The sequence below is a fragment of the Allocoprobacillus halotolerans genome (assembly GCF_024399475.1).
Classification (GTDB): Bacteria; Bacillota_I; Bacilli_A; order Erysipelotrichales; family Coprobacillaceae; genus Allocoprobacillus; species Allocoprobacillus halotolerans.
Window position 1 is genome coordinate 1,368,238 of record NZ_CP101620.1, and the last position, 16,215, is coordinate 1,384,452.

General features: G+C 30.2%; 20 protein-coding genes. 17 read left to right on the forward strand and 3 right to left on the reverse strand.

Going from position 1 to position 16,215, the window contains the following annotated elements:
• The first annotated feature begins 36 nt into the window (after nucleotides 1-36).
• Complete coding sequence (gene pyrG, locus NMU03_RS08150; RefSeq protein WP_290142137.1) at nucleotides 37-1,641, forward strand: CTP synthase; 1,605 nt, start codon at nucleotides 37-39, stop codon at nucleotides 1,639-1,641.
• Nucleotides 1,642-1,686: 45 nt separating this feature from the next.
• On the opposite strand, the gene NMU03_RS08155 is transcribed toward pyrG, so the two are convergent.
• Complete coding sequence (locus NMU03_RS08155) at nucleotides 1,687-2,241, reverse strand: nitroreductase family protein (RefSeq protein ID WP_290142138.1); 555 nt, start codon at nucleotides 2,239-2,241, stop codon at nucleotides 1,687-1,689.
• A 107-nt stretch (nucleotides 2,242-2,348) separates the two neighbouring features.
• Here NMU03_RS08155 and NMU03_RS08160 point away from each other — a divergent pair, with 107 nt between their 5' ends.
• The 3 genes from NMU03_RS08160 to NMU03_RS08170 all read left to right on the forward strand — a co-directional run bounded on the left by NMU03_RS08160 (nucleotide 2,349) and on the right by NMU03_RS08170 (nucleotide 4,130).
• Nucleotides 2,349-2,666, forward strand: a complete 318-nt coding sequence (locus NMU03_RS08160) for a winged helix-turn-helix transcriptional regulator (protein WP_290142140.1) — start codon at nucleotides 2,349-2,351, stop codon at nucleotides 2,664-2,666.
• Between the two features lie 70 nt (nucleotides 2,667-2,736).
• The gene (locus tag NMU03_RS08165; protein WP_290142142.1) at nucleotides 2,737-3,483 is read left to right on the forward strand and encodes a 4Fe-4S binding protein; all 747 of its coding nucleotides are present in this window, start codon (nucleotides 2,737-2,739) and stop codon (nucleotides 3,481-3,483) included.
• On the forward strand, nucleotides 3,477-4,130 hold the full coding sequence (locus tag NMU03_RS08170) for an HAD family hydrolase (RefSeq protein ID WP_290142143.1): 654 nt from the start codon (nucleotides 3,477-3,479) through the stop codon (nucleotides 4,128-4,130). The genes NMU03_RS08165 and NMU03_RS08170 overlap by 7 nt, the downstream gene beginning before the upstream one ends.
• Before the next feature lie 148 nt (nucleotides 4,131-4,278).
• Here NMU03_RS08170 and NMU03_RS08175 read toward each other — a convergent pair whose 3' ends face one another.
• Nucleotides 4,279-4,920, reverse strand: coding sequence for a TetR/AcrR family transcriptional regulator (locus NMU03_RS08175; protein ID WP_290142145.1), 642 nt, complete (start codon nucleotides 4,918-4,920; stop codon nucleotides 4,279-4,281).
• A gap of 140 nt (nucleotides 4,921-5,060) precedes the next feature.
• On the opposite strand from NMU03_RS08175, the gene NMU03_RS08180 reads away from it, so the two are divergent.
• From NMU03_RS08180 to NMU03_RS08225, 9 genes are all read left to right on the forward strand, one after another.
• A complete protein-coding gene (locus tag NMU03_RS08180; protein WP_290142146.1) occupies nucleotides 5,061-5,936 on the forward strand; it encodes an SDR family NAD(P)-dependent oxidoreductase in 876 nt (291 codons plus the stop codon).
• Between the two features lie 4 nt (nucleotides 5,937-5,940).
• Entirely contained in the window at nucleotides 5,941-6,567 is a 627-nt protein-coding gene (locus NMU03_RS08185) for an SDR family NAD(P)-dependent oxidoreductase (RefSeq protein WP_290142147.1), read from the forward strand.
• A 39-nt stretch (nucleotides 6,568-6,606) separates the two neighbouring features.
• Nucleotides 6,607-6,780 carry a hypothetical protein gene (locus NMU03_RS08190; protein WP_290142148.1) on the forward strand — a complete coding sequence of 58 codons (174 nt, stop codon included), beginning with the start codon at nucleotides 6,607-6,609 and terminating at the stop codon, nucleotides 6,778-6,780.
• Between the two features lie 129 nt (nucleotides 6,781-6,909).
• A complete protein-coding gene (locus NMU03_RS08195) occupies nucleotides 6,910-7,758 on the forward strand; it encodes a Cof-type HAD-IIB family hydrolase (protein WP_290142150.1) in 849 nt (282 codons plus the stop codon).
• A 48-nt stretch (nucleotides 7,759-7,806) separates the two neighbouring features.
• The gene (locus NMU03_RS08200) at nucleotides 7,807-8,655 is read left to right on the forward strand and encodes a MurR/RpiR family transcriptional regulator (RefSeq protein WP_290142152.1); all 849 of its coding nucleotides are present in this window, start codon (nucleotides 7,807-7,809) and stop codon (nucleotides 8,653-8,655) included.
• 9 nt (nucleotides 8,656-8,664) lie between these two features.
• Nucleotides 8,665-8,895: a MurR/RpiR family transcriptional regulator gene (locus NMU03_RS08205; RefSeq protein ID WP_290142154.1), complete on the forward strand. Its 231-nt coding sequence runs from the start codon at nucleotides 8,665-8,667 to the stop codon at nucleotides 8,893-8,895.
• Nucleotides 8,896-9,121: 226 nt separating this feature from the next.
• Entirely contained in the window at nucleotides 9,122-9,499 is a 378-nt protein-coding gene (locus NMU03_RS08210) for a MurR/RpiR family transcriptional regulator (RefSeq protein WP_290142155.1), read from the forward strand.
• A gap of 468 nt (nucleotides 9,500-9,967) precedes the next feature.
• Complete coding sequence (locus NMU03_RS08220) at nucleotides 9,968-10,378, forward strand: Gfo/Idh/MocA family protein (RefSeq protein WP_290142158.1); 411 nt, start codon at nucleotides 9,968-9,970, stop codon at nucleotides 10,376-10,378.
• Nucleotides 10,378-10,830 (forward strand): hypothetical protein, encoded by a 453-nt coding sequence (locus tag NMU03_RS08225; RefSeq protein ID WP_290142160.1) that lies wholly within the window; start codon nucleotides 10,378-10,380, stop codon nucleotides 10,828-10,830. The genes NMU03_RS08220 and NMU03_RS08225 overlap by 1 nt, the downstream gene beginning before the upstream one ends.
• Nucleotides 10,831-11,181: 351 nt before the next feature.
• On the opposite strand, the gene NMU03_RS08230 is transcribed toward NMU03_RS08225, so the two are convergent.
• Nucleotides 11,182-11,481: a PTS sugar transporter subunit IIB gene (locus NMU03_RS08230; RefSeq protein WP_290142162.1), complete on the reverse strand. Its 300-nt coding sequence runs from the start codon at nucleotides 11,479-11,481 to the stop codon at nucleotides 11,182-11,184.
• A gap of 143 nt (nucleotides 11,482-11,624) precedes the next feature.
• Here NMU03_RS08230 and NMU03_RS08235 point away from each other — a divergent pair, with 143 nt between their 5' ends.
• The 4 genes from NMU03_RS08235 to NMU03_RS08250 all read left to right on the forward strand — a co-directional run bounded on the left by NMU03_RS08235 (nucleotide 11,625) and on the right by NMU03_RS08250 (nucleotide 15,960).
• Complete coding sequence (locus NMU03_RS08235; protein WP_290142164.1) at nucleotides 11,625-12,659, forward strand: MerR family transcriptional regulator; 1,035 nt, start codon at nucleotides 11,625-11,627, stop codon at nucleotides 12,657-12,659.
• 32 nt (nucleotides 12,660-12,691) lie between these two features.
• Nucleotides 12,692-13,714 carry a MerR family transcriptional regulator gene (locus NMU03_RS08240; RefSeq protein ID WP_290142166.1) on the forward strand — a complete coding sequence of 341 codons (1,023 nt, stop codon included), beginning with the start codon at nucleotides 12,692-12,694 and terminating at the stop codon, nucleotides 13,712-13,714.
• Nucleotides 13,715-13,786: 72 nt separating this feature from the next.
• Nucleotides 13,787-14,473 (forward strand): GTP pyrophosphokinase, encoded by a 687-nt coding sequence (locus NMU03_RS08245; protein WP_290142168.1) that lies wholly within the window; start codon nucleotides 13,787-13,789, stop codon nucleotides 14,471-14,473.
• A 215-nt stretch (nucleotides 14,474-14,688) separates the two neighbouring features.
• Nucleotides 14,689-15,960, forward strand: a complete 1,272-nt coding sequence (locus NMU03_RS08250) for a transposase (protein WP_272595458.1) — start codon at nucleotides 14,689-14,691, stop codon at nucleotides 15,958-15,960.
• The last annotated feature ends 255 nt before the right edge of the window (nucleotides 15,961-16,215 follow it).

Consider the following 16,215-nt stretch of genomic DNA (forward strand, 5'->3'; position numbering starts at 1 on the left):
GCGCTTTTTTATTTGAAATTAAAGGAGATGAAAACGATGGCAAAATTTATATTTGTAACAGGTGGAGTTGTTTCAGGACTTGGAAAAGGATTAACAGCTGCATCTTTAGGAAGATTGTTAAAACAACGTGGATTAAAAGTATTTATGCAAAAATTAGATCCTTATATTAATGTAGATCCAGGAACAATGTCACCATTCCAACATGGGGAAGTTTTTGTGACTGCTGATGGGGCAGAAACAGATTTAGACTTAGGACATTATGAACGTTTTATTGATGAAGAATTAAATCGCAGCTCATCAATTACAACAGGAAGAATATATAGCGATGTGATTTCTAAAGAACGTCGTGGTGATTATTTAGGCGCAACAGTACAAGTTGTACCTCATATCACTAATGAAATTAAAGCAAAAATTTATGCAGCTGCCAAAAGTAGTCAAGCTGATATTGTGATTACTGAAATCGGTGGAACGGTTGGAGATATTGAAAGTTTACCGTTTATTGAAGCCATTAGACAAGTACGTTTGGACTTGGGATATAAAAACACTCTTTATATACATACAACATTATTACCTTATATTGGTGCCAGTCATGAAGTGAAAACCAAACCAACACAACATAGTGTTAAAGAATTAAGAGGTTATGGGATTCAACCAGATATTATTGTTTGTCGTAGTGAGAAACATATTGATCAGGAATTAAAAGAAAAGATTTCTTTATTCTGTAATGTACCAACAGAAGCTGTTATTTCAAACTATGATGTTGATGTTTTGTATGAATTACCAATGATGTTATTGGATCAACATATGGATGATTTAGTATTAGATCATTTAAGATTAGAAGCACCAAAAGCGAATATGCAAGAATGGCAAGAATTAATTCAACGTGTCAAAGGCTTAAACAAAGAATTAACAATCAAAATGGTTGGTAAATATGTACAATTACCTGATGCTTATTTATCAGTGAATGAAGCTTTACGTCATGCTGGATATTATGAAAACAGTGTTGTGCATATTGAATGGGTAAATGCTGAAGAAATTCATGATGACAATGTGGCTGAAATGCTTGCAGGAGCAGATGGTATTTTAGTTCCTGGAGGTTTTGGACAACGTGGTATTGAAGGTATGATTAAAGCGATTCGTTATGCAAGAGAACAAAAGATTCCATTTTTAGGTATTTGTTTAGGTATGCAATTGGCTTCAATTGAATTTGCGAGAAATGTATGTCAGTTGCCAGATGTTAATTCAGTAGAATTTGATGATATGTGTGAAACACCTTTAATTCATTTAATGAGTGATCAGACACTAGATGATATGGGTGGTACACAAAGATTAGGAAATTATGATTGTCAATTGCTTCCAGGTACAAAAGTTCATGAATTATATAATCAAGATATGATTCAACAAAGACATAGACATCGTTATGAATTTAATAATAAATATCGAGAAATGTTAGAAGAACATGGTTTAACTGTATCAGGTATTAATCCAGAAAGAAATTTAGTGGAAATTGTTGAGTTAAAAGATCATCCTTATTTTGTGGCTTGTCAATTCCATCCTGAATTTGCTTCAAGACCTAATCGTAGTGAACCTATTTTTCAAGGTTTCGTTACAGCAGCATACAATTATAAATACAAAAAATAAGGCTGTAAGGAATAACTTTTAAAGTTATTTCCTACAGCTTTTCACTTACAATTGCGCATCAATATAAGAAATATTATCAGCTTCTTTATGGCGTTTCTCAAATGAATCATCAATATTTCCTAATAAAACCATGACAAGGGGTGTGTAACCATCAGGTAAATGCAACATTTGAAGAATAGATTCTTGGCTAAAAGCCATAATAGGTCCCATGGCAAATCTTGAACCTATTCCTAGTTCAGTAGCCGCTAATAACATATTTTGGGCTGCACATGAAACATTTGCCATATTAAATCCATTTTCATCATTGCCTCCAAGTGCTGATAAAACAACAACAGTAGGTGCATTTCTGGTAGCATTATACCCTGGCTGATTTGCCATCGCTTTAGCAAATTCATTTCCAGAATTTTTCATCATTTCTAAAGTGACAATATTGATTTTATTTATCATTTCTTTGTCATTGATGACTGTAAAATGAATTTTTCCAAAAATTGGTGCATAGAGTCCAGCTTCAACAATTGTTTGCATATCATTTGTAGAAATCGGTGTGGATAAAAAAGTTTCTGGACTTTTTCTTTTTTGAATTGTGTCTAATGTTTTCATATAAAAACCTCTCTTTCTTTACTTATTTGGTTTGACGTAGTAATATTAGCTTATCAATAAAATAAATACAAGTACTGAAATTTTTCTTAGTGTAAAGGAGGCTTATTATGAAAGATTGTCCAGTCAAATATGCATTAACAGTTTTATCAGGAAAATGGAAATTATATATCATTTATGTATTATCCCAAGAAAAGACTATTCGCTTTAATGAACTTCAAAGAAAAGTTGGAGATATTTCAGCTATTATGCTTTCAAAAAATTTACAAGAACTTGAAAAAGATGGTATTGTTATGAGAAAGCAATTTGAGGAAATTCCACCACATGTTGAATACTCATTATCCAAGTTAGGTCAAAACTTAACACCTGCTTTAGAGTCATTAGGAAAGTGGGGAACGGAAGTTTATCTTCATCAAACACAGCAATAAATATGTTTTTATTGATTTGATTATGGAATGTTGAAAGAAATATGATAAAATAGTCCTAGGGGGCTTAGATATGGCTATACATTTGATATATTTTAGTGGAACAGGAAGTACACAAAAAGTTGTTCGATTTATAGGTGAACAATGGGAAGAACCTTTATTAGAATATGATTTATCAAAACGAGATTTTTCATCGCATGAATTTCAACAGGATGAATTATGTATTGTCGGTGTTCCTTCTTTTGGTGGAAGAGTACCAACAATTGCAATTCAAAGACTACAATTATTAAAAGGACATCAAACGCCAGTTATTCTTGTGGTGACATATGGTAATAGACATTATGATGATACATTTCTTGAATTAAAAGATACACTTGAATCATTAGATTTTGTATGTGTTGGGGCAATGGCTGTGGTTTGTGAACATTCTATTGTGCACGAATATGCGAAAGGTAGACCCAATCAACAAGATTATCAACAGATTCAAGAACTTGTTAATCAACTCCAAAATAATCTCCATCCTATTGATGTTCCTGGCCATAAACCATATAAAGAATTTAAAGGTGGTTTGAAACCAACAGTGACTTCTCAGTGTACAAAATGTGGAATATGTGCTAAACTTTGTCCAGTGGGAGCTATTGATCTTTTGCATTTAGATTCAACAGATGAAAACTGTATTTCATGTATGCGTTGTGTATCTGTTTGTCCATCACAGGGTCGTATCTGTGATCCACAAATCGTAGAAGCAACACGTATCAAATTGCAAAAGATTTGTACAATTGATAAACCAAATGAATTGATAGGAGGGTCAACATGTTAAAGGCGATATTTATTGATCATATGGGAACATTGGTATATGAACAAAGTGAATGGTTAACAAAATTAATGGATGTATGTGTTGAAAATTCCAAAGAGAAAGATGCTCAAAAGATTGGGGAATTATGGTATCAAAAACATGATGAATTGATTGCTCAATATAATGGAGAAAATTATAAAAAAGAATATGATATAGCTTTAGAAGCATTTGAAAAGATTAAAGATGAAATAGGATTAGAAGGAGATAGTCGTCAATATTGTGACTTGCTTGTTCAACATTGGATTCATACACCTGCTTATGATGATTCTTATGATTTCTTTGAACAATGTCCTTTACCTATTTATATTATTACAAATAATGATTTGACTTATGTTGAAGAAAGTATGAAAAACTTAGAACTTGAACCAAAAGCTATTATATCAAGTGAAACCACACATTATTATAAACCAGCGAAAGAAATGTTTGAAAAAGCATTAGAAATCACAAAATTGAAAGCTGATGAAGCTGTTTATATTGGTGATAGTTATAATAAAGATATGCAATCAGCGAAAAGTGTTGGTATGAGAGCTTTCTTAATTGGACATAAGGATATAGATGATCCTGAAATTACATGTATTGATACATTATTAGATGTATTTGAATATTTATAGTCCTTCAAAAAGGACTATTTTTAATGAGCCTCATATTTTATAAATATCACTTTCATTCATTCAAAGGTTACCAAGACAAAGATTGAAAATAGTACTTATACACATTGAAAGATTGCTGAATACTTCAATAAGAACTGAGTTTTATAGATTAATCTAAACAAGATTGATCTTTTCTTTTAGCTGTTTGAATCCAAAAATTTAACATATTAATGGATGTTATAATGAGTTCATTGCCTTCGGTTTCATTATAATCATTTTGATAATTCCAACGACTATAATAATAATCTGCAATACTTGTAAGAGAAGTAACAGCTAAATCAATGAATTTATCATCCATTTGAAGATGAAGTTTTTGGAAAATGTCTTCAAGCAATTTCTTTCTTCCTATGCATTCACATTCATGGCGATAATTATTAGGATTATTTTTATCATGACAATGAATAAACATATGATACCCAATGATAGGTGGATATTGTTTTAACCATAATTGAACTCTTTTACTTAATAATTCTTCAGATCCCTCTACAACATGCAATAATAAGGGATTTCCTAAACAAATATCTTTATAAATGCTATCTGTATATAAAAAATCTTTGATATTTTCAGATTCGATTTCATTGGTCATATAGGTTGCTAAATCATATTTATCTTGAAAATGATAATAAAAGGCTTTTTTACTTAAACCACATTCTTGACATATTTCATAAACACGAATTTGATCTAATTTCTTTGTTTGAAGTAAAGACATAAGTGACTGAGATAATAATGTTTTTGTATCCTTAATTTCCATTTTTAACACCTCTTTGAAATTATCTTATCACTATCAAAAGATAAAGACAATGAGGGTTACGATTTTATAAAGTGTCCCTATGAGTAAAAAAATAAATTTGATATATTAAAATGAGAAGAAATCACAAGGAGGAATTTCAGATGGGACAATTATTAAAAGGAAAAGCAGCTGTTGTGACTGGAGCAGGTGGAGATTGTGGAATTGGTCGTGCCATTGCATTGGCATTTGCTAGTGAAGGTGCAAGTGTTGTTGTGAATGATTTTGCACAATATGAAGATGGGACAAAGATGGCTGATACTGTTGTTCAACAAATTGTTGAAAATGGTGGTCAGGCGGTAGCAAATTATGATAGTGTAGCAACTATGGAAGGTGGAAAAAATATTATTCAGACATGTATTGATCATTTTGGAAAAATTGATATTCTTGTGAATACTGCAGGAAATCATATTGGTGGATTGATTGAAGAAGCAACGGAGGAACAGCTTGATTCTTTGTATCAAGTGCATATGAAAGGACATTTTGCTTGTACCCAAGCAGCCGTTAAGGAAATGAGAAAACAAGGAAATGGTGGAAGTATTATTAACTTTTCTTCACCTAGTGCTTTTGGTGGTGAAGGCGCACAAGGTTGGCAATTATTATATGGTTCTATCAAAGCAGCAATCTTAGGATTTACACAACATTTATCAGTTGGATTGGCTAATGATCACATTCGTGTGAATGCAATTATGCCTGCAGCTATTTCCAAATTAAATACCTCAGCAACACAATTTGTAGATATGGGAGATGGTTTACCATATACAGATGGTTATCAAAGTGCTGAACATATTAGTGATGTTGTTCTGTATTTAGCGAGTGATACCTCTCAACATATTACTGGAAAATATTTATATATTCGTTCATCAGATATTTGTTCCTTTGCAAGATCTTGCAGTATTATTGATAGCCAACATAAATTTTTTAGAAAAGCCAATGGTGAACATTGGACTCAAGAAGAATTGGCAAAGTTGCCTTTATAAGCTTATGAATCAAGAAACAAAAGTTTGGCTCATTACAGGGGCAAGTAAAGGAATAGGGAAAGCCATCCTTCAATGTGCTTTAAAAAATGGTGACTGTGTTGTAGCAACAGTAAGAGATGTAAAAGCTATTGAAGTTTCAGAAGAATTATTGGATAGATTGATGGTTTTTAAGTTAGATGTTTCATGGCTAAATCAAAAGATTTATGAAGAAATGGTAGCAAAAGCAATAGAGAAATTTGGAAAGATTGATATTCTTGTAAATAATGCAGGATTTGCAGTTATTACAAATTTTGAAGAAACAAGTGAAGAAATGATTAAACAAATATTTGAAGTGAATTTATTTGGAATGATGAGAGTAACACGTGCTGTTTTACCCGTAATGCGAAAACAACAAAAAGAGCATATTATTAATATAGCTTCAGCAGCTGGATATGGTGTTGGACCAGTTGTCTATCATACGTCAAAGTTTGCTGTCACAGGTTTTTCAACTTCTTTAGCATTTGAAGTTGAACCCTTTGGCATAAAAGTGACAAATGTAGCACATGGTTTGTTTAGAACTGGTTTTTATGATCAAGGAGTTTGGAAAACAGAGGTTGATCAACATGTTTGTGATTATGATGTAATCAGATAGCAAACTGAATTTGTAGAAAATGCTCGTCAACATCAACAAATGGGTGATCCAGATAAATTAGCTGCATTGTTGTTAAAAGTTGTTAATAGTTCATGCTCACCATTACATTTGCCTGTTGGTGAGGATGCAGTTGAAACAATGGAACAATATTGTCAAAAGATAAATGCTGATATTGATTTATGGAAGGAAAAGGCTAAAAAAACAAGTTATTGATTTGATAAAAATTTTCTTGAAAAGATAGTCATTTTAAAAAGTTATGATACGTTTTTTTCATCTTGTGTTTGTTTTCTTGTGTCACTATAAAAAAATGATAAAATAAAATCATATGAGGAGGAAAATGATATGACAATAAAAGTGATTATTATGGATGTAGATGGGACACTCACAAATAGTCAAAAAGTAGTGACACCAGAAACAAAAGAAGCATTATTAAAAGCACAAGATGCAGGAGCAATCTTAATTTTAGCATCTGGTAGACCAACATCTGGTTTAAGAGATTTATCAAAAGAATTACAAATGGATAAACATAATGGATTATTGGTTTGTTATAATGGAGCTAAAGTTGTGGACTGCCAAAGCGAAGAAGTTTTATTCAATCAAGCTTTAAGCATTGAAGAAGCCAAAGCTGTTTTAGAACATATGAAAAAATTTGATCGTGTTCGTCCAATGATTGATCATGGTGAATATATGTATGTCACAAATGTCTATGATAACATCATTCAATTTAATGGTGGACCATTTAATGTTATGGAATATGAATCTCGTGGTGGAAAATATAAATTATGTGAAGTGGATGATTTAGCTGCTTTTGTTGATTTTCCATTAAACAAAATTTTAACAACATCTGACCCTGAATATTTACAGGAACACTACAAAGAGATGCAAGCACCATTTATTGATACATTAAGCTGTATGTTTACAGGACCTTTCTATTTTGAATTTACAGCAAAGGGTATTGATAAAGCCAAAGCTTTAGATATTGTTTTAAAACCAATGGGTTATAAACAAGAAGAAATGATGGCTTTTGGAGATGGGCATAATGATACTTCAATGGTCAAATATGCAGGTATCGGTGTGGCTATGGCTAATGCTGTGGAAGATTTAAAAGCGATTGCGGATGATGTGACTTTATCTAATGATGAAGATGGTATTGCAAAATCTATTTACAAATATATGCCAGAAATAAAATAAATTGTATATTCATAAAATATTGATTATAATGTTCATGAGGTGAAGCTTATGAACATTTTTAATAAACTTGATCAAGTGATTGACTTAACAGATAATGAAAAAATACTTGTTGATTATATGAAACAACATACTGATGATTTTATTAAATATAATGCTTCTCAGATTGCTGAAGAATGTTATGTATCCATGTCAACAATCTATCGTTTATGTCATAAATTAGGCATTGCAGGATTATCAGATTTAAAACTTCAAGTATCAGCTTCGATTGAGGATTATTTAAAAGAAGCTGATGATTTTGATTATAATTATCCTATCAAGCAAAATGAAACACAGTATCAGATTGCGCATAAATTAAAAGATGTTTATCAACAAACAGTCACTTCAACATTGAATTTGCTTGATTTAGAACAATTACGTTTATCAGCCAGTCTACTTAAAAAAGCACAGTATATTGATGTGTATACATCAGCTGGAAATATCTATTTTGCCCAAAATTTTAAATTTCAGATGCAAGAAATTGGTATTTATGTCAATGTACCTATTGAAGATTATCAACAAAATTTACTTGCGGTAAGTAGTGATGCCAAACATGTCGCCATTGTGATTTCTTTTGGTGCAAGAGGAACTTCAGCTGAACATATTACCCATTTATTAAAGAAAAATAAAACACCAATTATTTTAATCACATCAACTTTAGAAAATCCATTAGAAAAATATGCTCAGCATATTTTATATATGAGTTCATATGAAGATCACTATAATAAGATTTCTTCTTTTGCGACACGCTTATCTTTATTGTATTTACTAGATTGTTTATATACTTGTTATTTTAGATTGGATTATCAAAATAATATTGATAAGAAATTACGTTATTATGAAACAATGACAAAACAATAGGTGAAAATGATGAATATTTTTACTAAGATTAAACAAGAAAAACATTTTACAGAAGGAGAAAAAGTATTTGCTGAGTATATATTAAATCATCCTCATGATATTGTTCAATATGATGTACAATATATTGCAAAAAAGAGTTATGTGTCTGTTTCAGCCATTTACAGAGTTATTGAAAAATTAGGATTATCTGGTTTTAATCAGTTAAAAGTTGAGATTTCTTTACAATTAGAAAATTATTAACGTAAAGATAAAGAGGTTGATTATAATTATCCATTTCAAAAGAAAGATACTCACTATCAAATAATGGAAAAGATGTATGCATTATATAATCAAACGATTCAATCAACCATTGAAATGATTGATTTAGATGTTTTTTAAAAGTTGTTCAAGCTTTATATAATGCCGACCACATTGTGGTCTTTCCATCTGTTGGAAACTATTTTGTGGAGAGTGTTTTCAACAGAATATGTTAGAGATAGGTATCCATATTGATGTGGCTACGGAAAGATATTATCAGCATTGGTATGCAAACTCATGTCAAAAAGGGGACGTTGTGATGTTGATTAGCTATGCTGGCAGAACACCACAGATGGCTGAATTAGTCAAGGTTCTTAAGAAAAAGGAAGTCACAATGATTTTGATTTCATCAATGATTGAAATAGATTTTGCTAAAGATGTAGATTATCATTTGTATTTTTCTCCATATGAAGATTCTGAAGAAAAGATTGCTTCCTTTTCATCACGTGTTTCTTTACAATATTTATTAGATTGTATTTATGCAAGTTATTTTAATAGAGATTATGAAAAGAATTTAGAAGAACGCTTTGCGCATTATATTGAATAAAGATATAACTGGAAAGAATAATTTCAAAAGTATGACTTCATCATTCCATAGTCACGCATATCAATAACGATGATAGGCATAATCCGTTGTCGGAATTGTCACAATTGGTTTATCAATATATTGAAGTAGCTGTGGTTTATAATGGAAATAGAAATTTTTTTACAAAAAGTTATCAAATATCATCGCACATTAACGATTTATCTAGAAACATTAATCTAAAATGGATTGACAATTTTAAATGTTATAGAACCTCAACCATCTTTAGAAATGATGGATATAGAAGGTATGCAAGATGAATTACGTAGACCAATGATGTTGTTGATATCTGCACAAAAGAGGTGAAAAGATGAAATTAGGAATTGTTGGAAGTGGCATGATTGTAAGGAATTCCTTTCCTTTGTTCATGAATTAAAAGATATAGAATGTATTCATATTTCTGGTACATTAAGAAGTGAAGAAAAACTTAAAATGTTGGCTAAAAAATATGGGTTTCAACGTTATTCTACCAATTATCAAGATTTATTAAAAGATTCACAAGTAGATACTATTTATATAGCATTACCAAACCATCTTCATTATGAATATGCAAAACAAGCATTAGAACATCAAAAACATGTGATTATTGAAAAGCCAATGGCTTCAACATATAAAGAAGCTAAAACATTGCAAACATTAGCTATAAAAAATCATTTGTTGATATGGGAGGCGATTACAAATCAGTACTTATCACAATATGTCTATATCAAAAAAATTTTGAATGATATAGGTAATATTCAAACTGTAACATGTCAATTTTGTCAATATTCATCACGTTATGATGCTTTTTTAAAGGGGAAGTTTTACCTGTTTTTGATTATCAAAAATCAGGTGGAGCTTTAATGGATCTTAACATTTATCAAATTCATTTTATTGTAGGATTATTTGGAGAACCAACAGATGTTTTGTATTATCCTCATATAGAAAAACATATAGATACATCAGGTGTTCTGATTATGCATTATCCTCATTTTCAATGTGTTTGTGTATCAGCAAAAGATTATCAAGCATCTTCTGTTAATATTATACAAGGCACTCAGGGAAGTTTATGTATTGAAAGTCCTGTCAGTCAAATTAAAGATATAAAACTAATCAAAAATGACGGAACACAAATCAATATTCATGGACATAATCATCATGTCATGTATGAAGAATGGTTAGCTTTTATAGAAATGTTTCAACATAAAGATTATGAAAGATGTTATAAAATGTTAGAACATAGTTTAACTGTCAGTAAAATTCAAACAATTGCTAGAAAAAAAGCAGGAATAATATTTCCGGCTGATTCTTTATAAAATATTCTTTTAGCAAATTTTATTGACTTCAATGAAGTCATGATTTATAATGTAAATGAAAAGGAACAACTGATATAGTGGTTAAGCCTTGGATTTATAAGTTCGAAATAACTGCCTAAACTTTTCCGTGGCTAGAGGCAGTTATTTTTTTATGCTTTTATCAATAATAATAAGAAGCAATTTTATTATAACATTTAAGAATGTCACAATAAATGTTAGAAAACCTAACATAATCATAACGATTTGTAATCACTTAATGCTATGTTGTCCTTTGAAAGTTGATTTTAAATAAAAATAGCTACCTCAAAATCAAGGTAGTTATTTTTATAATATGATATAATAATTGTAGTTCTAAATTTGAGCTAATGCTTCTTCAAGAACTTTTTTAGCATTGAATTGAGTGAAATCTTCATCGCTAATTAAAATAACTGGAGTTTCAGGTCTTGCGAGATCTTCAAATTTTCCAATTGAACTTCTTAATTGAGGAGTCACTAAAATGATATCTGCCTGTTCAATAGAATATTCAATCATTGTTTCAGTTGTTGCCCATATAATGATTTCAACTCCTATTTTAGAAGCTTCATCTTTTAAGGCAGAGGCAAACATATTAGAAGTCACTCCAGCTTTACAGCATAATATTATTTTTTTCATAAATTGTTCTCCTTTCTTTGTTTTATAAGATTATTTTATCATAAGTATGGAAAAAGTGAAAAAAATTCAATAAAAATAAAAAAACTCTTGACTGTAGAGCGACTCTATAGTGTTCAATGAGGTTGTAGAAAGGAAGGATTTATATGAAAACAAGTGATTTAGAAAAAGAATTAGGTTTATCTAAGCATACGATTCGTTATTATGAAAAAGAAGGTTTGATTACACCACAAAGAGATGATAATGGTTATCGTCGTTATAGTGAGGAAGATCTTCAAACATTAAAGTTAGTGAAGTTTTTAAGAGGTTTAAATATTTCTATTGATGATGTCAAAGCGATTATTCAAGGGCAATTAGATTTTCATGAATGTTTAAAAGTCAATCAAATTCATTTAGAAAATCAAATAGAAAGCATGAAAGAAGTCAAAAAGACAATAGATAACTATCATGATAAAGATTTGCCTTTGATTCCAGCTTTAGAAAATATAGAAGTCAATACAAAGAACTGGAAATTAGGTTTTCAAAAAACAACAAAAGCTGTATCTATTGGTAGAAAACTTACAAAATCTTGGGCTAAAAGACAAATTGTTTATGGTATGATTGTAGGTGCTTTGATGTCATTGCTTATTTCTATGTGGTTTATATCAGATGATTATCCAATATGGATGAAGGTTTTGATTTACTTCATTGTGTTTATAATTATGCAACTGTTTATTATAGCTTTTTCTTATAAGAGTACAAGTTCAGCCATGTTAGATCAAACCTTAAATCAATCCATAGAGTTTTTAGATGATGGTATACGCTATTATCAATTTAAAAATCCAATCAAGAATATTCGATATTTCTTTGCAGTATTATTTGGTAAAGATGAAAAATTTATGCAACATTATCGTTATGAAGATATTCGTAAGGTTTCATTGTTTGCTCAAAAACGATATATGAAACTTGTTTCACCAATTGCATATGAAAATTATGTTGTTGATTTTGAATTTGAATTTCATGATGGACAAAAGTTTTATTTCTACTATCCAATGATTTTAGATGATGATTCAAGATATATTGCGACAATTTTAGAGGCTAAAGTTTCATGTATTGAAGATAAAGATCACATTTTATATGCTATGAAAAATGGTTTAAATATAACAGATTACATGATGAATGAAAATAAACAAGATTTATAATATATTTGATAAGATGAAGGGAAGGATAGATTATGAAAACAAGTGATTTAGAAAAGGAATTAAAGCTATCTAAACATACGATTCGTTATTATGAAAAAGAAGGTTTGATTACACCTCAAAGAGATAGTAATGGTTATCGTAATTATAGTGATGAGGATGTTCAAACATTAAAGCTAGTGAAGTTTTTAAGAGGGTTAAATATTTCTATAGACGATGTCAAAGCAATTATCAATGGTGATTTAGATTTCCATGAATGTTTAGAAGTGAATCAGGTTCATTTGGAAAAACAAATAGAAAGTATGAAAGAAATGAAACAAGCTATAGATGCTTACCGTGATAAAGATTTACCATTGATACCAGGTTTAGAAAATATAGAAGTTAATACAAAGAATTGGAAACTTGGATATCAAAAAACAACCAAAGCTGTATCTTTAGGAAGAAAATTAACGAAAGCGTGGGCCAAAAGACAGATGTTGGCGGCAGGAGGAAGTTCTCTAGCATTATCAGCAGCTTTTACAGTATGGTTATCAATAGTGATTGATCCTATTATCGTACGAATTATTGTCTTTATATGTTTCTTTTTAGGATTGTTTGTGCTAATGATTGCCACTGCATTCGCCAGAACATTTGCAATGATGATGGATAATTCTTTAGATCAATCTGTGGAGTTTTTAAGTGAAGGGATACGTTATTATCAATTTAAAGGCTTGAAAGCGAATCTTAAATATTTTATTGCAGTATTAATGAATAAGGATAAAGATATTATGAAGTTTTATCGTTATGAAGATATTACAAAAGTATGTATTTATACTAATCTTAAGTATATGGGTATTGGTGCGCCAATGGCTATCGATGTTTATGTAATGGACTTTGAATTTCATTTCAGTGATGGCAACAAGTTTTATTTCTTTTGGCCGATGATTTTAGACGATGATTCAAGATATATTGGAGCTATTTTAGAAGCTAAAGTTCCTTGTATTGAAGATAAAGATAATGTTTTATATGCCATGAAAAATGGTTTAAATATTACTGATTATATGTTGAATAAGGATTAGCACAACATTTCACATTTTTACATGATGATTTTATTGAATTAGACATCTATCATAATGATAGGTGATAAAAAAATGAAATTATTTAAAGATTATAAAAATTATTGGGACTATATGCAACCTTATCGTAGTGCAGTTAATTTAGTAAAAGCAAAACTTGAAGGCATTGATGATGAATTAAAGTGTGAACATGGATATAGTCCTATTCATCAGATTCAATCAAGAATAAAATCACTTGAAAGTATTGAAGAAAAGATAGAGCGTAAACATTATTCAAATACGCTAGATTCATTAAAGAAACTTTATGATATTGCAGGATTAAGAGTCATTTGTCATTATATCAATGATATTCAGTATATTTCCCAATTGTTTATCATGCACGAAGATATTCATTTATTAAAGACAGTGAATTATATTGATTATCCTAAAGAAAGTGGATATCAGTCTTTACATTTGGTTGTTGAAGTATCTATCTATTGTCAAAATGGTTTAATGAAAATACCAGTAGAAATTCAACTTAGAACGATTGCGATGGATTGTTGGGCAAGTTTAGAACATGATTTGCTTTATAAAAATAAAAGAGCAATTTCAAAGGATATTCAAGATGAATTGAAAGAATGTGCCAAACGCATAGCGTTAACTGATTTACAAATGCAAAGAATATATCAAAAAGTTTATCAGGAAAAAAGAAAAAGAAGAAACAATCATCAGTCAAACGAGAAATGCTATCAAATCTATAACTTCATAATATTGGTTAAATGAGGATTTTATATATATTATCATTTCATAGAATAAAAATCCTATGTTATAACATACTTATATATGACAAACTACTGTTTTGAGTTTCGGTAAAAAAATAAAAAACAGGTAAAAAGTTATTCACAAATTGCCTGTTTTGCTTTATTTATAAGGAAAATCAGCCTCTTAAATGTTATAATAATTTTAGATCAATAAACAAAATTTAGGAGGGATTTTCCATGAGTTATTTTACCACAGATCTATATGAAACGAAAAGAGAAATTGTCAATTTTTCTAATAAATTATCAGACAGTCTTGATAAACCTGCTGCCAAGTTTGTCATGGACATGATGTTTGGTCTTGCAAGAAGTCAAAGTGTTCTACTTAGCGATATTGCCAGAGCTCTTGATGAAAATATCAAGCTCAATTATACAATTGACAGATTATCCAATCATTTGGCTCAATTTGATGATGAAGCAATGAACCAAATGAAATCCAATTATAATGATATGGTTATCAAGCATCTTAGCGAAGACAGGATCATTTTACTTGATAACAGTGAAATCATCAAAAAATATGGAAGAAAATTTGAAGATCTTTGTATGGTCAGGGATGCTTCCTCACTTAAGGATGACATTTATCCTGGATACCATGTATGTGAGGCAACTGCCCTCACACAGGATCAACATCATCCAATATCTTTGTATAGCCATATCTATTCAACTGAAAGTGAAGGATTCAGGTCAATGAACGATGAAACAATAAAGAGCATAAAATATGTCAAATCTCTCATTCCTGAAAGATGTACATTTGTATGTGACAGAGGATATGATGCCAATGTATTTTATGATTACTTCATAGATGAAAATCATAATGCAGATGATTTCATCATCAGACTCAAAGAAAATAGAACATTATTGTTTAAAGGGAAGCCAAAGAAAGTAGGAGAAATCGCCAAAAGAAGAAAAGGCAAGATTAAGATGAACATGTATTTTTCTAAGGAAGATAGTGAAGTCTATGTATCACATACGAGAGTGGAACTGCCATCACAAAAGGGAAGGATATTAAATCTAGTCATTGTGTATGGATTAAGTGAAGAAAAACCGATGATGCTTTTAACGAATAGAGAGATCAGGAATAAAAGAGATGTGCATAAGATAGTGAGGGCATATATGTCAAGGTGGCGAATCGAGGAGAAATTCAGATTCAAAAAGAATCAGTATGGTTTTGAAAATATAAGAGTAAGGACAATGAAATCAATAAATGTATTGAATACGATATTGATGATGCATATAGGGCATATAACACTGTTGGCAGAGAAAGTAGACAAGAAATTACTGGTCATAAAGATGATAGAGAGAAGCAAATCGCTTAAAGGAAAGAGATATTACTGGTGCTATCAGATCAGTAAAGGGATACAGGAAATATTAAAATATGCACAAAAGGGAATCAAGGAGTTTCAAAATATAAGAGAGAAGCAGGAATACAGGCAGCTACAACTGAAACTATAAAATGAACATATAGTAAATAATAAAAAAGGTCATGAAAATGACACTTTTTCAGCTACAATAAAAAGAGAACAAAAACAAAAAAGATGATATAGATAAGAAAACAAGGGTTATGACAATAAACAACAAGACATACCCTTCAAAAAAGAATGCAAAAAACCGAAAGTCAAAACTACTGTTCATTGATTTTATTATTGTTATGTGGTATATTATATTTAGAAATCGGAGAACCATAGCCTGAGTTGGAATAAAGTAGTT